This is a genomic window from Streptosporangium amethystogenes (assembly GCF_000721075.1).
Taxonomy (GTDB): Bacteria; Actinomycetota; Actinomycetes; order Streptosporangiales; family Streptosporangiaceae; genus Streptosporangium; species Streptosporangium amethystogenes.
On record NZ_JOEQ01000005.1, the window covers coordinates 377962 to 393548 of the forward strand.

Annotated in this window: 15 protein-coding genes; 6 read left to right on the forward strand and 9 right to left on the reverse strand. The window is 70.3% G+C overall.

The features are described from left to right. Window positions 1–5: 5 nt before the first annotated feature. Together IG98_RS50315 and IG98_RS0109605 are read right to left on the reverse strand one after the other, a co-directional pair. A complete protein-coding gene (locus tag IG98_RS50315) occupies window positions 6–149 on the reverse strand; it encodes a hypothetical protein (RefSeq protein ID WP_157594251.1) in 144 nt (47 codons plus the stop codon). Between the two features lie 145 nt (window positions 150–294). Beyond that, window positions 295–696: a GlcG/HbpS family heme-binding protein gene (locus IG98_RS0109605; protein ID WP_030908676.1), complete on the reverse strand. Its 402-nt coding sequence runs from the start codon at window positions 694–696 to the stop codon at window positions 295–297. A 267-nt stretch (window positions 697–963) separates the two neighbouring features. On the opposite strand from IG98_RS0109605, the gene IG98_RS0109610 reads away from it, so the two are divergent. Continuing rightward, a complete protein-coding gene (locus tag IG98_RS0109610) occupies window positions 964–1833 on the forward strand; it encodes a class I SAM-dependent methyltransferase (protein ID WP_051751922.1) in 870 nt (289 codons plus the stop codon). Window positions 1834–1869: 36 nt separating this feature from the next. Then, the gene (locus tag IG98_RS0109615) at window positions 1870–2871 is read left to right on the forward strand and encodes a phosphotransferase enzyme family protein (RefSeq protein WP_051751923.1); all 1002 of its coding nucleotides are present in this window, start codon (window positions 1870–1872) and stop codon (window positions 2869–2871) included. A 319-nt stretch (window positions 2872–3190) separates the two neighbouring features. Here IG98_RS0109615 and IG98_RS0109620 read toward each other — a convergent pair whose 3' ends face one another. Then, on the reverse strand, window positions 3191–4987 hold the full coding sequence (locus IG98_RS0109620) for a tetratricopeptide repeat protein (RefSeq protein ID WP_245651466.1): 1797 nt from the start codon (window positions 4985–4987) through the stop codon (window positions 3191–3193). 418 nt (window positions 4988–5405) lie between these two features. Between IG98_RS0109620 and IG98_RS0109625 the strand changes: the two genes are divergently transcribed. The 4 genes from IG98_RS0109625 to IG98_RS0109640 all read left to right on the forward strand — a co-directional run bounded on the left by IG98_RS0109625 (window position 5406) and on the right by IG98_RS0109640 (window position 8499). Next, a complete protein-coding gene (locus tag IG98_RS0109625; RefSeq protein WP_030908684.1) occupies window positions 5406–6092 on the forward strand; it encodes a class I SAM-dependent methyltransferase in 687 nt (228 codons plus the stop codon). Between the two features lie 12 nt (window positions 6093–6104). Further along, complete coding sequence (locus IG98_RS0109630) at window positions 6105–7037, forward strand: Ppx/GppA family phosphatase (RefSeq protein WP_030908686.1); 933 nt, start codon at window positions 6105–6107, stop codon at window positions 7035–7037. A 106-nt stretch (window positions 7038–7143) separates the two neighbouring features. Beyond that, window positions 7144–7893 carry a DUF1206 domain-containing protein gene (locus IG98_RS0109635; protein WP_245651467.1) on the forward strand — a complete coding sequence of 250 codons (750 nt, stop codon included), beginning with the start codon at window positions 7144–7146 and terminating at the stop codon, window positions 7891–7893. 165 nt (window positions 7894–8058) lie between these two features. Then, entirely contained in the window at window positions 8059–8499 is a 441-nt protein-coding gene (locus IG98_RS0109640) for an ATP-binding protein (protein WP_030908690.1), read from the forward strand. 130 nt (window positions 8500–8629) lie between these two features. Here the strand turns inward: IG98_RS0109640 and IG98_RS0109645 are convergent, their stop codons facing one another. From IG98_RS0109645 to IG98_RS0109665, 6 genes are all read right to left on the reverse strand, one after another. Further along, on the reverse strand, window positions 8630–9820 hold the full coding sequence (locus IG98_RS0109645; protein ID WP_030908692.1) for a DegT/DnrJ/EryC1/StrS family aminotransferase: 1191 nt from the start codon (window positions 9818–9820) through the stop codon (window positions 8630–8632). Then, window positions 9817–10908, reverse strand: a complete 1092-nt coding sequence (locus IG98_RS0109650) for a GNAT family N-acetyltransferase (RefSeq protein WP_030908696.1) — start codon at window positions 10906–10908, stop codon at window positions 9817–9819. Before IG98_RS0109650 ends, IG98_RS0109645 begins: the two co-directional genes overlap by 4 nt. 262 nt (window positions 10909–11170) lie before the next feature. Then, the gene (locus IG98_RS0109655; protein ID WP_051751924.1) at window positions 11171–12331 is read right to left on the reverse strand and encodes a DegT/DnrJ/EryC1/StrS family aminotransferase; all 1161 of its coding nucleotides are present in this window, start codon (window positions 12329–12331) and stop codon (window positions 11171–11173) included. A gap of 72 nt (window positions 12332–12403) precedes the next feature. Continuing rightward, the gene (locus tag IG98_RS0109660) at window positions 12404–13930 is read right to left on the reverse strand and encodes a lipopolysaccharide biosynthesis protein (RefSeq protein WP_157594252.1); all 1527 of its coding nucleotides are present in this window, start codon (window positions 13928–13930) and stop codon (window positions 12404–12406) included. Beyond that, window positions 13923–14099: a hypothetical protein gene (locus IG98_RS50320; protein WP_157594253.1), complete on the reverse strand. Its 177-nt coding sequence runs from the start codon at window positions 14097–14099 to the stop codon at window positions 13923–13925. Before IG98_RS50320 ends, IG98_RS0109660 begins: the two co-directional genes overlap by 8 nt. A gap of 93 nt (window positions 14100–14192) precedes the next feature. Beyond that, window positions 14193–15494 (reverse strand): M20/M25/M40 family metallo-hydrolase, encoded by a 1302-nt coding sequence (locus IG98_RS0109665; protein ID WP_084195232.1) that lies wholly within the window; start codon window positions 15492–15494, stop codon window positions 14193–14195. Between the last annotated feature and the right edge of the window lie 93 nt (window positions 15495–15587).

A 15587-nucleotide genomic window follows, 5' to 3' on the forward strand; every position in this document is an offset into this window, starting at 1 on the left:
GAGCGCTAGCCACCGATGAGGGAGGTCCCCGACAGGGTGATCAGGAACGCGCCGGCCGAGAGCAGCGCGATCGCCCAGGACCGGCTGATGGCAGACCAGATCGTGGCGGCCAGGAAGCAGATCAGGGCGAGCAGCACGAGAACGTCCACGAGAATCCTCCAAAGGGTCGGCCCCCGGACGATCACTGTCCGGGGCAAGCCCTCACTGCCCCGCGCGCACCGGGGGTAACACGTCGTGCCTCCGTTTCATGGGAGCGGAAACTTCGGCCAGCCCGCCTTTTCCTGATATATCCAGCTATGTCCCTTCCCAGAGAGCGGCGGCGGCCTCAGCGCAGGCCACGTCCTGGCCGATGGTGCCGCCGCTGACGCCGACCGCACCCACCACCCCGCGGCCGTTGCCGGGCTCCCCGAGCGGGATGCCGCCGCCGAAGCACACGTACCGGTCGCCGGCCAGACCGTGCAGTTCACCTCCCGGCAGGACCAGCGGCGCGAGGTCGGCGGTCGGCATGTGGTGGGCCACCGCGGTGTGGGCCTTGCCGGGGGCGAGGACGGGGCCGGAGATCCGTGCGCCGTCCATCCGCTGGAACGCCACCAGGTGTCCGCCCACGTCGACCACCGCGACCGAGATGATCGCTCCCTCCCGCACGGCCTGCCGCACCGCGGCCTCACACATGCGCAGCGCGAGTTCCAGGTTCACGAGGCTCCTCACTGTTTCGAAAACCTCCGGCGCGGACGATCGGATGCGTACGTGTCGCCGCTCGGGGGTGCGAGGTGTCATAACGATCCGACGCTCATGTGCGCTCTGCGGAGGACCGGGGTGGGCCGGGATTGTCGCCCGGTGAGGAGAGGAGCACGCGCGGCGACATTCCGACGACCCTTACAAAGAGTGATGTTTGTCTTACCTCAAGCTACGATCTCGTCACTGGCGGAATCGTTGAGGTGTCGCCTCGACGTGGGGAGAGGCATGCACAGCCACAACCGTGCGAACATCGTCCACCAGCTCAAATACGCCCTCAGCCATCCGGGGCGAGTCCCCAGGCACCTGAGCCGGCTGAGCAGGAACACGTGGCTGCGCCTGAGCACCCGCGACCATGTCTCCTACTACCGGGCCATCATGAGGTCCGACACCGCGCGCAGCCCCCACGCGGCCGTGGGCAGCAGGTCCTACCGGCGCTGGACGATCCTGGGGAAGATGCAGTTCGACTACCTGGTGCGGCACGGACTGAAACCCGAGCACCGCATGCTGGAGATCGGCTGTGGCAACCTGCGGGCCGGGCGCCTGTTCATCGGTTACCTCGACGACGGAAACTACTACGGTCTCGACATCTCCCCGGACATCCTGATCGCCGCCCAGGAGACCCTGGTCTCCTACGATCTGCGGGAGAAACTCCCCCACCTCATGCTGGTCGGGGACCTGCGCTTCGCCGCCCTGCCCGGTGAGATGTTCGACGTCGTGCACGCCCACAGCGTCTTCTCCCACTCCCCGCTGCCGGTGATCGAGGAGTGCTTCCGGAACATCGGCCGGGTCGTGAAGCCGGGAGGCTGGTTCGACTTCACCTTCGACCGTACCGAGGGCAAGGAGCACCAGGTCCTGGGTGAGGACTTCTACTACCGCGCCGAAACCCTGCTCGACCTGGCCTCCGGGTACGGCCTGCAGGCGACTCTCATGGAGGACTGGGAGCGGCTTCCGCACCGGCAGTCCAAGATCCGCATCAGGTTTCCCGGGCCCGAGCCCTCGGCGGGGCGCGTCGTACGTGATCAGGACCGGTCCGAAGCGGACCACCGGAGAGAGTCGGACCGCGAAGCCGGGCAGGCGATGTCGGATCTCGGATAGGATCTGGCGCCCTGTGCGACCGAGCTGGAGGAACCGATGCGGGCCCACGACCTGTCCGCCGGGGGCGGCGTGCTGGCCCGCGCGCATGACGTGGCCCGTGCGGCGGCGCGGATCCACGGACTGCCCGACGCCGAGGTCACGCTGATCAACGTGTCGGAGAACGCCACCTACCGGGTGGACGACCCGGCCACGGGGAGGCGTTCCATCCTGCGGGTGCACCGCCTCGGCTACCACTCCATCCCGGCGATCCTGTCCGAACTGGCCTGGCTGGAGGCGCTCCGCGAGCAGGAGGGGATCCGCACCCCCCGGGTGCTCCAGGCTCCCGACGGCTCCCGGGTGCTGACCGTCCCCGGCGCGGAGCCCCGAGAGTGCGTCATGTTCGAGTTGCTGCCCGGTGCCGAGCCGTCCCTGGAGAACCCGGTGCCCGGGTTCGAGCGGCTCGGCGCGCTCACGGCGCGGATGCACCGGCACGCGCGCCGCTGGTCACGGCCCGAGTGGTTCACCCGCTTCCACTGGGACTACGAGGCGGCCCTCGGCGCCGGGGCACGATGGGGCCGCTGGCAGGAGGGCCTGGGCATGGAGGCCGAGGCGCGGACCGTGCTGGGGCGGCTGGACAAGGAACTGCGCGAGCGGCTCCACCGCTTCGGCCGGGGGCCGGAGCGCTACGGCCTGATCCACGCCGACCTGCGTTCCGCCAACCTGCTCGTGGCGGATGAGGGACCGCCCAGCGTCATCGACTTCGACGACTGCGGCTTCGGCTGGCACCTCTACGACCTGGCCGCGGCGGTCAGCTTCATCGAGCACCTCCCCGAGATCCCCGAGCTGATCGACGCGTGGGTGCGGGGTTACCGGACCGTCCTGGACCTTCCGGCCGAGGACGAGGCGGAGATCTGGACGTTCGTCATGTTCCGCCGCCTGTTGCTGGTCGCCTGGATCGGCACCCATACCGGCGCGGACATCGCCGTCGAGCTGGGCTCCGGCTACACCGAGGGCGCCTGCGAGCTGGCCGAGCGCTATCTCGGGGGCTCGCTCCGCTGACCCGGTCCGTCCAGTGCACGCGCGGCGTTCTCGTACGGGCCGCTCGGCGAAGTGGCGCGCTGTGACCGCGCATCGGGAAATCGTCCCTACCCACTCCTGAGGCACGGCGGGTCCGCGGTGGTGAATACGCGTCGGCCTCCGCGTCGCCGTGCGGGTAACGCGTAATCCGATAATGAGATTTCCGCGATGGGGATTCCATCGTCCCAGCCCTTGTTTTCCGCCCCTTCGCCGAATCCGGAGGGCTTTCCTGCGGTCTTCGTCTCCGTGGCCGCGGGCGACGGTCCGGTGGGGGCGGGACTGCGGGGTCAGGACTGCGGGGTCAGGACTTCAGTTCGCGCCTGATGTCCTCGTCGTCCGGCGCCAGTTCCAGCGCCCGGGTGAGGTCGGCGACCGCCTCCGTCTCCCGCCCGGCGGCGCGCAGCGCCATCGCCCGGTTGAACAGCAGTGCGGGGTCCGCTCCGGGTTCGAGGGCCCGGGTGAAGTCCGCGACGGCGCCCTCGGGGTCACCGGTCTCGAACGCCAGCAGTCCTCGGTTCGCCCAGGCGGCCGCCAGCGAGGGGGCGAGCTCCAGCGCCCTGTCGAAGGCGGCACGCGCCCTGTCGTAGCGACCCTCCGCGGTTTCCACCTGGCCCAGCGCGCACAGCAGGTACGGGTTGGCCGGATCGATGGCGAGCCCGGCCTCCGCGTCCACCCTGGCCTTGCCGTACTCACCGAGGGCGGCCAGCAGCCCGGCCCGGTTGGCCAGGCCGTCCACGAACTCCGGGTCCAGCTCCAGCGCGTGGTCCAGGTCGCTGAGCGCACCCCGGTGGTCCCCCCGGGAGAAGCGGATCTCGGCCCGGTTGTAGTAAGGCTCGGGAAAGGGCGGGCCGACCCGCATGGCCGTCTCGTAGTCGTCGATCGCCGCGTCCATCCGGCCCAGCCGGTGCAGCAGGTTGCCCCGGTCGATGTAGTAGTCGGGGTAGCCGGGGTCGGCTGCGATCACCGCGTCCAGGTCCTCCAGCGCCTCCTCGGGGTGGCCCAGCATCACGGTGAGCTGCGCCCTGTTGGCCAGCAGCACCAGCCGGTGTATCGGGTGCTCGCCGGGACGCAGGTCGCGGTCGGCCAGGGCGACGGCCTCGGAGACCAACTCCAGTGCCTTGGCCGGGCGGCCTCGCCGTACCTCCACCAGTGCCCGGCCGTTGAGGTCGAACCCCAGCTTGAACGCCCGCTCGCGCGGGTCGGGCAGCAACGAGGAGATGGCGATCGCCTGGTTGACCAGTGCGAGCGCGGCGTCCGGGTCACGCCGGGCCTGGTCGTGGTGGCGTACCTTCAGCATTCCGGTGGCGTAGGCGACCGAGGCGTGTACGGCGGGGGAGACGCTCTCCCGCCTGGCCAGGTCGAACAGGTCCTCGGACTCGTCCTCCCTGCCCAGCGCGGCCAGCGCGGTCGCGGTGCTGTGCAGGAGCCGCCACCAGGTCCCGCTGTCGTCTTCGGGATCGGCGAGACGCAGGGCGCGCCTGCCGAGATCCACCACGGCGTCATGGCAGCCCGCGTCCAGACACCACTGCACCGCGAACAGGAACGCCTCCACCGCCTTCGACGTGTCGCCGCCGCGCTCGCGGTGGTAGGGGACCGCTCCAAGTCGCGCGCCGATCGTTCCCTCCCGCTCCAGCCTGTCGGCGAGGGCGCGGTGCTCCTCCTCGCCGAGCGGATCCTCGACGGTGGTCCCCCGGCGGGTCACCACGGTCAGCGACTCCGCCGGGACACGGCGCCGCAGCACCGTCAGGAGTTCGAGGTCGGTGGGGTCGGCCCGGTCGACGTTCTCGACGACCAGCGTCCGTGGGCCGGTTTCGGCCAGGTACTCACGGACGAACTCGGCCAGGCCGTTAGCCAGGCGCAGCGTGCGTCGCGGCGCGTGCACCAGGATCCGCTCCGCGCTGGGCAGGCTGGCGGCCACGGAGCGGCGCCGGTCGGGAACCAGGTCCCGCAGGTCGGGGGCCGCCGCGCGCAGCTCGATGTCGTAGCGGGCGACGAGCTCGGGCCGGGCCGTGGGCACCAGGGCGGCGACGAGCGCGCCCCCCGCGGTGTAGGGGCCGCGCAGGTGCCGGTCAGCGTCCACCACGAGCGGCGGCGACACGGGAAGAGACGGGCTTTCTGACGGTTGGGCTCCCCGACTCACCGGACTCCTCTAAGTCGATTTAGATGATATTCGATGATATATGGCTATGTTGTGTTGGGGGGCCGGCGCCCACTGCTGGACGCCGGTACTGCGATTCGTCTCAGCCGACATGCTTGGCGCTTGCGGTGCCACTGAGTGTGACGGTGCCAGGTTTGTGAACAATGACGTGCTTCATTACCAGCCTCTCTCGCGAATAAGAGCAAATCGCAAGTATTCGCAATAATCGCCCATATTGACAAGATCTGTTTCTTATAGTGGCCGCATCCGGACAGTCCTATGGACAGGGGGCGTGTGGTGGTATCCACGAACGCCGTCGCGGGCCATGTCCGGTCCGGCCGCTGTGCGCGGCTCCTACCGGGGATGGGACCCTGGCCTGATGGAACAGAGAAGCCGCTGGGCGGACATCGCGGGAGACGACGCCGGGGAGCGGTACGCGGCGAGGTTCGCCAGGCTGGCCGAGTCGGGGGCGGACACGCACGGCGAGGCGCGGTTGTGCGCGGGGCTGCTGCCGCCGGGCGCGCGGGTGCTGGACGCCGGGTGCGGTACCGGGCGGGTGGCGATCCGGCTGGCGGAGCTGGGATACGACTGCGTGGGCGTCGACCTCGACGCGTCCATGCTGGAGGTCGCCCGGCGGGCCGCGCCGGAGCTGCCCTGGATCCTGGCCGACCTCAGCGACCTCAGCGACCTCGGTGATCTCGGCGGCTCCGCGGAGCGGGCCGTGCCCGGCGAGCGGCGTGGGCAGGGCGAGCGCTTCGACATGGTCGTCGCCGCGGGCAACGTCATCCCCCTGCTGGCCCCGGGGACCGAGGCGCGGACCGTCGCCGGGCTCGCGGCACTGCTGCGGCCCGGCGGGCTGCTGGTGAGCGGGTTCGGGCTGGACGCCGCGCACCTCCCGCTCGCCTCCGCCACGGTCACCCTGGACGACTACGACGCCTGGTGCCGGGCCTCGGGGCTCGCTCCGCTGCGGCGCCTGGCGACATGGGACGGCGCACCCTACGACGGTGGTGGATACGCGGTGAGTGTCCACGTACGAACCCCCAGCGGGCGAGGCTCCGAGAGGTAGTAGCTTCGTCCCATGCGACTGGGCGTTCTCGACATCGGTTCCAACACGGTTCATCTGCTGGTGATGGACGCACATCGGGGGGCCCGGCCGCTACCGGCGTACTCCCACAAGGAGGAACTGAGGCTCTCCGAGCACATGGACGAGGGCAACCGCCTGTCGGCGCGGGGCGCGACGCGGTTGCGGGAGTTCGTCGAGGAGGCGCTGCGGATCGCCGAGGACAAGGGGGTCGAGGACCTCATGGCCTTCGCGACCTCCGCGATCAGAGAGTCGGTGAACGGTGAGGAGGTCCTCGCCGGGATCAAGGCCGACACGCAGGTCGACATCGAGGTGCTGTCCGGCCAGGACGAGGCGAGATTGACGTTCCTGGCGGTGCGCCGCTGGTTCGGGTGGTCCTCCGGGCGGCTGCTGGTACTGGACATCGGCGGCGGGTCGCTGGAGATCGCCTCGGGGATCGACGAGCAGCCCGACGTGGCGGTGTCGCTGCCGCTGGGGGCCGGCCGTCTCACCCGCGACCGCTTCACCGCCGACCCGCCGCCGGCCGACGAGGTACGGGCACTGCGCAGGCACGTGCGGGCCGAGATCGCCCGCGTGGTGGGCAAGGTGTCGCGGTACGGTCAGGCCGATCACGCGGTGGCGACGTCCAAGACGTTCAGGCAGCTCGCGAGGATCGCCGGCGCGGCGCCCTCGCACGAGGGGGCGAACGTACGCCGGGTGCTCGGGCACGCGGACCTGGTCGAGTGGACCGATCGGCTGGCCAGGATGAGCACGGGGGAGAGGGCCGAGCTGCCCGGGGTGTCGGAGGGGCGGGCGCCGCAACTGCCCGCCGGAGCCATCGTCGCCGACGCCACCATGGACCTGTTCGGAGTGGCCCAGCTGGAGGTGTGCCCGTGGGCGCTGCGCGAGGGGGTCATCCTGCGCAGGCTGGACGCCATGCCCGAGCAGTAAGGTTTATCCGGCCTTGCGCAGGTTAGTGCGCATAGCTATGAACAGCCCTCAGACTCAGGTGGCAGGTGCCGCTCACAGAGCGGCCAACAGTCAGACGCTGGACAGGTTGGCGCGGGTCGGTTTGGCCTGCAGGGGGGTCCTTTACGGGCTGATCGGTTTTCTCGCCCTGCAGATCGCCTTCGGCGGTGGAAGCGGTGGCAAGGAGGCCGACAAGACCGGGGCCATCGAGACGGTGGCCGAGCAGCCGTTCGGCATGGCGCTGCTCTGGCTCATGGTCGTCGGTTTCACGGCCCTGGTCCTCTGGCAGCTGTCGGAGGTCGTCATCGGCCGGGGCCAGGCCAAGGACCGGGTGGAGGCTGCGGCGCGCACGGCGGTCTACGGGCTGATCGTGGCCACGCTGCTCGGTGTCGTGCTGCGCGGAGACTCGGGAAGCTCGACGGACAGTCAGTCCAAGGACCTCACGGCCAAGCTGATGGAGCTGCCCGCCGGGCAGTTCATCGTGGGCCTGGTCGGGCTGGGCGTTATCGCCCTGGGGGCCTACTGGATCCACAAGGGCTGGAAGAAGAAGTTCCTCCAGGACCTGCGCACCGGCGAGATGCCGCCGAAGGCGCGTGACCTCGCCGAGAAGCTCGGCATGGCCGGCTACCTCGCCCGCGGTGTGATCGCCGCGGTCGCCGGTGTCTTCGTCATCCAGGCCGCGATCACCTACGACCCCGACAAGGCCAAGGGCATCGACTCGACGCTGCGCTCGCTGGCCGACACCCCGGCGGGTCCGTGGTTGCTCGGGGTCGTCGCGATCGGCCTGCTGCTGTTCGCGGTCTACTGTTTCTTCGAGGCCCGCTGGCACCGGATGTGACGGGTGAAACCGCACGGTACGGCAGGTGCGGGCACGCAGCCGAAGGCCCGCCTGGCAAGCCCCATCTGTCTATCCGGTAAGTGATCGCATTCCTACTTTTCCGAGACATCTTCCCTTTCGAGCTCCGCGTCTTCCCAAAGGCAGGAACGGTATCGGAGGGGGCATATGGACTCGTCGGAGTACGACGGCAGCGAATGGGTTCTCCGCCTTGCGGGTTCCCCGGACCAGGTGATCAGAGCCCGCCGCCTGGTCTCGATGACCCTGGGGCGAGACCATCCCCTCCATGACGACTGTGTCCTGCTGACCAGTGAGATCGCCACCAACGCGGTGATCCACTCCCGGTCCGGGGACGGCGGGGCGTTCACGGTCACCGTGGCCTACTCGGCGACGGGCGTGCGGGTCTGCGTCCAGGACGAGGGCTCCGCACAGGCTCCCTGCGTCTGCCACGCCTCGGCGGACGCGACGGGGGGCCGCGGCCTGCCCCTGCTGGAGGCGCTGGCCCACCGCTGGGGCCTGGTCAGGGAGGCGGGGGGCAACAAGGTCTGGTTCGAGCTGGTGCTCGAACTGGCCGGGATGCGCGCGGGCAGCCTGGCCGGTGCCAGGTGAGGGTTCGGGGCTCGGCCGGACGTCGAGCCAGGATGAGGCGCAGCCCGCCCCCGGCACCCTGGCGCCCGCCCGCGTGGTGGAGATCCCCGGCGACACGGCCCGGCCTCCCCGAGAAAGGAGGCCCGCGACTCTAGGCCGGTTGTTGCGACGCCGTGAACGGACGGGTGGCGGGGCGGACGTCGAGTTCGGTCAGCAAGCCGGCCATCCGGACGGCGCGGAGCGGGTCGACGGGCAGGACATGGCCGGTCCACCACCGGGCGATCTCCGAGGTCGGCCCCTCGGGCACCAGCTCCAGGTAGTCGTCCAGCGGAGGGTCGTAGATGAAGCCGGGCACCACGCCCCGGCTCTCCAGCCGGGCGACCACCTCGTCGCGGTTCTCGACCAGCAGGGGCACCCGCAGCAGCGGCTGCGGCACCGCGTCGCGGACGCCCTCGGCCGCCCAGGGCAGGGTGCGCAGTAATTCGACCCCGGCCACCCGCCGGTCGCGCTCGCGGTCGATCACCCGGAAGCGGGAGCGCTGGTAGCGGCGGAGCAGCGGCCCCTGGCGCATCCGCCAGTCGTCGAGGTCGATCCGCAGCCAGTGGTCCAGGGCGCGCAGGTCCACCGGATCGCCGGCGAGGGCCGCGCGCAGCTCCTTCTCGCGGGGCGGGCAGCGGTGACCGGTCCACTGGACGAGGCCGAGCGCTTTAAGGGCGTGCCACATAGGCCGGACCAGCCCGGTGCGATAGATCGTCTCGCGCAGCACGGGCCGTAGCGTGCCGAACAGCTGGGCACGCGCCCCGCCGGGGAGCAGCGACTCGTCCCTGGCCCGGGCCAGCTCGGGCAGCGCGGCCGGGTCCCGCGCGGTGAGGAACCCGCCGGACATCGCCCGCCCGTGCTTGGCGAGGCTGAACACCCCGGCGGTGCCGAACGTGCCCGCGGGGCGGCCGTCCACCGTCGTCTGCATGGCGTGCGCCGCGTCGTCGAGGAGGATCACGCCGCGCCGGTCGCACTCGGCCCGCAGCTCGGTCACCCGGTCGGGCTGGCCGTACAGGTGCGTGGTGACGACACCGGCCAGGCCGCTCCAGTCGATGTTGGGGACGTCGATGTTGCCGTCGCGCCAGGAGACCGGCGCCATCACCGGTTCCAGCCCGGCGGCCAGCACGACGAACAGCACGGTCTCGCAGTTCGTCGGTGAGATGAGCACCCTGTCACCGCGTTCGAACCAGTGACGCAGCGCCAGGAGCAGGCCGAACCTGGCGGAGGGCACGTGCAGGCACTCCTGGCCGATCCGGTCTCGCATGGCCGTCTCAAGCTCGCGGCTGCCGTCCTGACCGCTCACTGGGCCCTTCCTCGGGTGCGCAGCCGCCCGTACCGCTTCATGGCCCTGTCGGCGGCGCCGTACAGGGCCGGGCTGTCAAGGATGAACCGCCGCACCCGGCGGACCGGTGTGGTGCGTAGCCAGTGCGCCGCCGCGCCGGCCGAACGGCGGCGCACGATGCCCTCGGTGACGGGAACGGTTCTGCTGCACAGCGCGTCCTTGTACTCCGAGCCGTTGCTGATGCCGAGGTCCAGCGAGCTGACACCGATCTTCGCGGCGGCCTCGACCATGTGCAGGTGCTGGATCAGACCGGGGGAGTACTTGGCGTAGTCGGGGTCGTACGCGGGGAACCAGCCGATCATCATCGTGCCGGTGCGCAGCCCGAAGTGGCCCGCGACGGGTCTGCCGTCCGCGTACAGCATGGACAGCGGCCCGGCGAAGTCGGGGGTGTCGATGGCGTGCAGGCGCTCGGCCAGCTCCACGACCCATGACTTGGCGAAGCGGTCGGGGCGGCCCATCCGCTGGTACTGGGCCGATTTCCACTCCCGCAGCAGCCGGAACTGCTCCGCGTCGCGCACCGCGAACTCGGAGGTGATCTCGCCCGCGTCGCGGCCCAGCTTCCGTTCCTTGTACAGGGTGCTCTTGGCGAACTTCGGAGAGCGTTCGCGCAGTTCGTCGAGGAAGGCCGGGTAGCCGTTGGCGAAGTCGAGGACCACGGCATTCTGCCTGAGCGTCTCGAACGGCTGGAACCAGGGCTGCTGGTCGACCATGCAGCCGAACTCCCACACGCTCAGCCCGCACTCCTTGAGCAGGGTGTTGGAGTCGAATTCGGCGCCGGGCACGTGGATCACGCCCTGGGAGAGCGAGACCCATCCGCCCAGTGCGGCGCCCACCCCGCCGCCGTGCCGCTCGAAGGGGAAGAACCCGACGGGTCCGTCCGACTCGGTGATCACCGCCACCCGCGCCCCGGTGTGGACCTCACCCATCGCGATCGTGAAGTCCGGGCTGAGGAAGGGGTTGGCGAGGTGCGCGCTGGAGCGTTGCATCTCGCGCCAGGCCGCGACCTGGCCCGGGCCCAGCTCCGCAGGCCGGATGACGTCGACCCTCATACGACCCCTCCCGCGGCGCCGGGGCGACCGGCGACCGTGTCTGCGGTGCGCGTCAACCTACCGTTCACGAGGAGGCGATCCTTTCTCGAAGCCCGGGTCAGGAAACTGAACATCGTCCTCGGGGCGGAGCACGCGCGATCCGACCGGCCCGTGGAGATGAGCGGCATGCGTCACGGAGTGCGGAACCGTCCCGGAACCGGGCGGCGATCCCCCTACCGCCGCCACCCGATGCAGTAAATCTACCTAAATATTACTTTACCTGCTAAGCGATATCGAAAATGGTCGAACTCGGCAGCACCGGGGGAACCCGGGGAGAGACGGGCGGGACGGCCGGGACGAGCCGTTCGACGACCGGCAGGGCGCGATGGGCGTAGAGCGGATCGACCGGCAGCACGTGCCGGCCCCACCAGTGCGCGATCTCGGGCTCCGGCGAGGGGCTGGTGAACCCGGGCAGGTAGCTGTCGTACGGCGGGTCGTAGAGGTATCCGGTGGCGACCCCGTGTCGCTCCAGCTCGGCGATGGCCTCGTCCCGGTCCGAGACCAGCAGCGGGACCCGGAACAGCGGCTGATCCAGGTGCTGGTGGACGGCCGGTGCCACGGTGGGCAGCGCGGCCAGCGCCGAGACGCCGGCGATCCGCCGCGACCGCTGCCTGGGCAGCGTCCGCAGGCGCCTCGACTGGTACCAGCTTGAGAGGTGGCCGCGCCTGGCCCGGTAGTCGTGCAGGTCGGCCTGGACCCAGGAGTCGAACGCCGGTAGCTGCGGCGCGTACTCCAGCGCCCTGACCAGATCCGCCGGGCGCGGGGCGATCCGGTAGCCCTCGCGCTCCTCCTCCATGCCGAACGCGCGCATCGCCCTCAGCGCCGGGCGGACCATGTTCAGGCGCAGCGCGGCGTGCCGGCCCATCGAGGTCAGCACGCTGTGGATCTCCTTCCTGAAGGCACCCGGCTGCAGCAGCCGGTCACGGTCGCGCTCCAGGGTGCGCAGGTCCTCCAGGTGCTCGACCGCGATCACCCCGCCGGAACCCGCGCCGGCGTGTTTGGACAGGCTGAACACGCCCGCCACCCCGAAGGTGCCCAGCGGCCTGCCGTGCACGCTCGTCTCCATCGCGTGCGCGACGTCCTCGATCAGGATCTTGCCGGTGAACGCCGTTACCCGGTCCGGCAGGCCGTACAGGTTGGTGGTCAGCACCGCGTCGACCGCGTCGAGGTCGACGGCGCCCGCGTCGATGTTGCCGTCGTCGGCGGAGAGCGGGGCGATGACCGGGCGCAGTCCGGCGGCGAGCACGAGAAAGAGGATCTCGTCGGCCGACAGCGGCGACATCAGCAACCGCTGGCCGGGGCTGCACCAGTGCCGCAGGGCCAGATACAGACCCAGACGGTTGGAGGGCAGCGGAAGGCAGCGGCGGCCTGTCCGCTTCGCCACAATGTGCTCAGGAGTCACTGGAGACCGTCTATCACGTATGAGATCAAGACTGCAAACAGAGCCACGCCGTCCCTAACCTGCGGCAGCCTGGGACGCCTTGCCGTGATTGATCACTCTGCGGATGTTCGGGAAGATCAGTAGTGCGACCAGGAGCTGGCTGCCGAGCATCGCGTAGCCCACCGCGGCGATCCCGAAGAGGGGGAACAGCAAGGCGATTGAGGTGAGGACCAGCACCGCCATCCCGATCTGGATGAGTGCGAGCTTGCGGGCCTCGCTCTGCGCGCGCAGCATGCTGAGGCAGATCTCGATCACCGTCTGGGGGAGCACGGCGATCGCCATCAGGCGGAGCAGCGGCGTGCCCGCCTCGGCGAACCCGGGGCCGAACACGCTCAGGATCAGGGGCGCGCCGACCACGACCACCGCGATGACCGGTCCGACGATCAGGAAGGTGCGGCGCAGCGCGTTGCGCACGCTCTGCGCCAGCCGGGCGGCGTTGAAGGATCCCTCGACCGTCAGGGACACCGCCATGTTGGCCGCCAGCAGCCCGATCATGGAGCCCAGTGTGTGGGCTATCGAGAAGTAGCCGAACGTCGGCGCGTCGTCGAGCCAGCCCGCGATGATGACCGGGACCAGATAGAGGATCAGCAGGATGGAGAACGCGCCGGGGAAGTCTCCGGCCAGGAAACGCCCCACCTCGCGCAGGCGCGGCGGGTTCGCGGCACTCTCCTCGGTGTTCTTGACGTGCTTGGGGATGATGACACCGAAGATGAACCAGCTGATCGGGATCAGCGCCATGGCCGTCGGCACGATCCACGAGACGAAGATCCCGCCGAAGAGGCCGCCCTCCGGCAGCGCGACCGCGAGCGCGGCGAGCATGCCCATCTTGACCAGGCCGAACGCCAGGCTGTTGACCGGCACCCAGACGGCCTTGCGCAGCCCGGCCAGGGTCACGTCCTGGAGGGTGAAGACCGTCCAGACGAGAACCGAGACGAGGAAGAAAAGTCCGGGTCCGAACCCGGCGAGATCGGCATAGACCGCACCCCAGGCCGGCAACGTCAGCAGGAACCCCAACGCCGCCACCAGGCCGGTGGCCCCGGCGATCGCGTAGCCGCGCAGGACGAACTCGGCGGTGCGGCGGCCTGCCACCGGGATGAACCTGGCCAGTGCGCCCGCGAAGGCGAGCCCGGTCAGAGAGGCGAACAGCCGCATCGCGCTGATCACGGCCTGGCCCTCACCGAACGCGGCGGCGGTGTACAGGTGTGTGGCGAGGAACCAGTAGCCGAGGCCCAGCACAGCGGTGATCCCGGTATTGATCATCAGCGCGTAGCCCTGGAGGAACAGGGGGTTTCTCAGATCCTTGCGCAGGCGGTCCATCAGCCCGGTCCTGCGCTCCTCGGTCACTGTCCGGCCCATCGCCTGGTCGCCTCCGTCGCGCGTCACCTCGTCATCATCGGGTGGAGCGCTTGCAGCGACCTTGCCGTCGGCTGCACGCAGGCCGGTGGCCGAGTCAGGTCGCGCCCCCGGCAGGTCCGGCAGGGGGCCAGACGGGGGGGTGCCGCCCTCGTGCCAGGCGGGCAGCCCCGTGCCGTTCTCATTCACCGCGACGCTCCCGATCCGCACCGCTCTCCGGGGCGGTGCCGGAGGCCCGCCCGTCGCTCGCACGGGATGGTTCGGCGACGTCCCCGAGGGGAGTGGGATGGCGCCGCACCAGCGTTCGCGTCTCGTCACGAGACCGGCCGGTCACCGAGGGGTAAATGAGAATCGGCACGTGAGCCATGATGCCCCAGTTTCAGGCGGGCCGTGTCCGGCATGTATCCGGAAGTGGCCGGCAGGGCTCGATCGTGGTGAGGAGCGCCCTGTTTTATCCGGGATTGTTGCTGTCAGCCGCGGAGGCGGCAGGGGAGGCGAGGAGGCGATCCAGGACGCGGACGCCGAACTCCAGACCCTCGACGGGAACGCGTTCGTCCACGCCGTGGAACATGCCGAAGTAGTCGAGCTCCGGGGTGAGCATCAGCGGAGCGAAGCCGTACCCCCTGATGCCGAGCCCCGCGAAGGACTTGGCGTCCGTGCCGCCGGACATCACGTACGGCACCGGTCGCGCCGCCGGGTCCTCGGCCACCAGGGCCGCGCCGAGCCGCTCGAAGAAGGGTGAGTCCATCGGGGCGGAGGGGGCGTCCTCCAGATTGACGAACTCCCGCCTCACCCGGGGGCCGAGCAGGCGGTCGATCGTCTCCAGGAACTCCTCCCGGCTCCCCGGCAGGAACCGTCCGTCGACGTGGCCCACGGCGGTGCCGGGAACCACGTTGACCTTGTAACCCGCCTGGAGCATCGTCGGGTTCGCCGAGTTCCGGATCTGTGCCCCGAACAGGGAGCCGACCCGGCCGAGTCGTTCGGCCTCCTCCTCCAGCCGGTCGAGGTCGATGCGCTCGCCGAGGATGTCCGACAGGCTCTCGATCAGCGTCGCCACCTCGGGGGTCAGCCGCACCGGCCAGCGGTGAGAGGCGATCCGGGACATGGCGTGGCAGAGCTCGGCCACCGCGTTGTCCACCGGCGGGCGGGAGCCGTGGCCCGCGACGCCGGTCGCGGTGAGTCTCATCCAGGCGGTGCCGCGCTCGCCCACCGCGACCGGGTAGATCCGCGCTCCGGGAGCCTCGACGCTGTAACCGCCGGACTCGCTGATCGCCTCGGTGCAGCCGTCGAACAGCTCGCGGTGGTGTCGCACCGCGTATCGCGCGCCGTACTCGCCGGTGGCCTCCTCGTCGGCGAGGAAGGCCAGCACCACGTCCCGCCCGGGCCGTACCCCGCGCCGCGCCCACTCGCGGACCAGGGTGAGCGTCATGGCCAGGGTGCCCTTCATGTCGACCGCGCCCCGGCCCCAGACACAGCCGTCGGAGACCTCACCGGAGAACGGATGAACCCGCCAGTCGGAGGCGTGGGCGGGGACCACGTCGAGATGACCGTGGATCAGCAGGGCGTCGGATGAGTCGCCGGGGATCCTGGCGACCACACTGGTCCTGTGCCTGGCCGACTCGAACACCACCGGTTCGACGCCGGCCTCCGACAACAGGGTGGCGACGTGCTCGGCCGCCGGACGTTCGCCGGAACCGGGATTGGTGGTGTCGAATCTGATCAGGTCCGAGCAGATCTGTGTGACCTCACTCATTGAAGAACGCCCCCTGGAGATGATGGCCCAAATGTAGGACCAAAGGTGCATACCCCTCCGGAGTGGGAGGGGCACCTCGGGGTTCGCTCTATG

Coding starts and splice junctions, on each gene's coding strand:
- IG98_RS0109610 (WP_051751922.1), top strand. CDS start 964: ATGCACAGCCACAACCGTGCGAACATCGTCCACCAGCTCAAATACGCC.
- IG98_RS0109615 (WP_051751923.1), top strand. CDS start 1,870: ATGCGGGCCCACGACCTGTCCGCCGGGGGCGGCGTGCTGGCCCGCGCG.
- IG98_RS0109625 (WP_030908684.1), top strand. CDS start 5,406: ATGGAACAGAGAAGCCGCTGGGCGGACATCGCGGGAGACGACGCCGGG.
- IG98_RS0109630 (WP_030908686.1), top strand. CDS start 6,105: ATGCGACTGGGCGTTCTCGACATCGGTTCCAACACGGTTCATCTGCTG.
- IG98_RS0109640 (WP_030908690.1), top strand. CDS start 8,059: ATGGACTCGTCGGAGTACGACGGCAGCGAATGGGTTCTCCGCCTTGCG.
- IG98_RS0109650 (WP_030908696.1), bottom strand. CDS start 10,908: ATGAGGGTCGACGTCATCCGGCCTGCGGAGCTGGGCCCGGGCCAGGTC.
- IG98_RS0109665 (WP_084195232.1), bottom strand. CDS start 15,494: ATGAGTGAGGTCACACAGATCTGCTCGGACCTGATCAGATTCGACACC.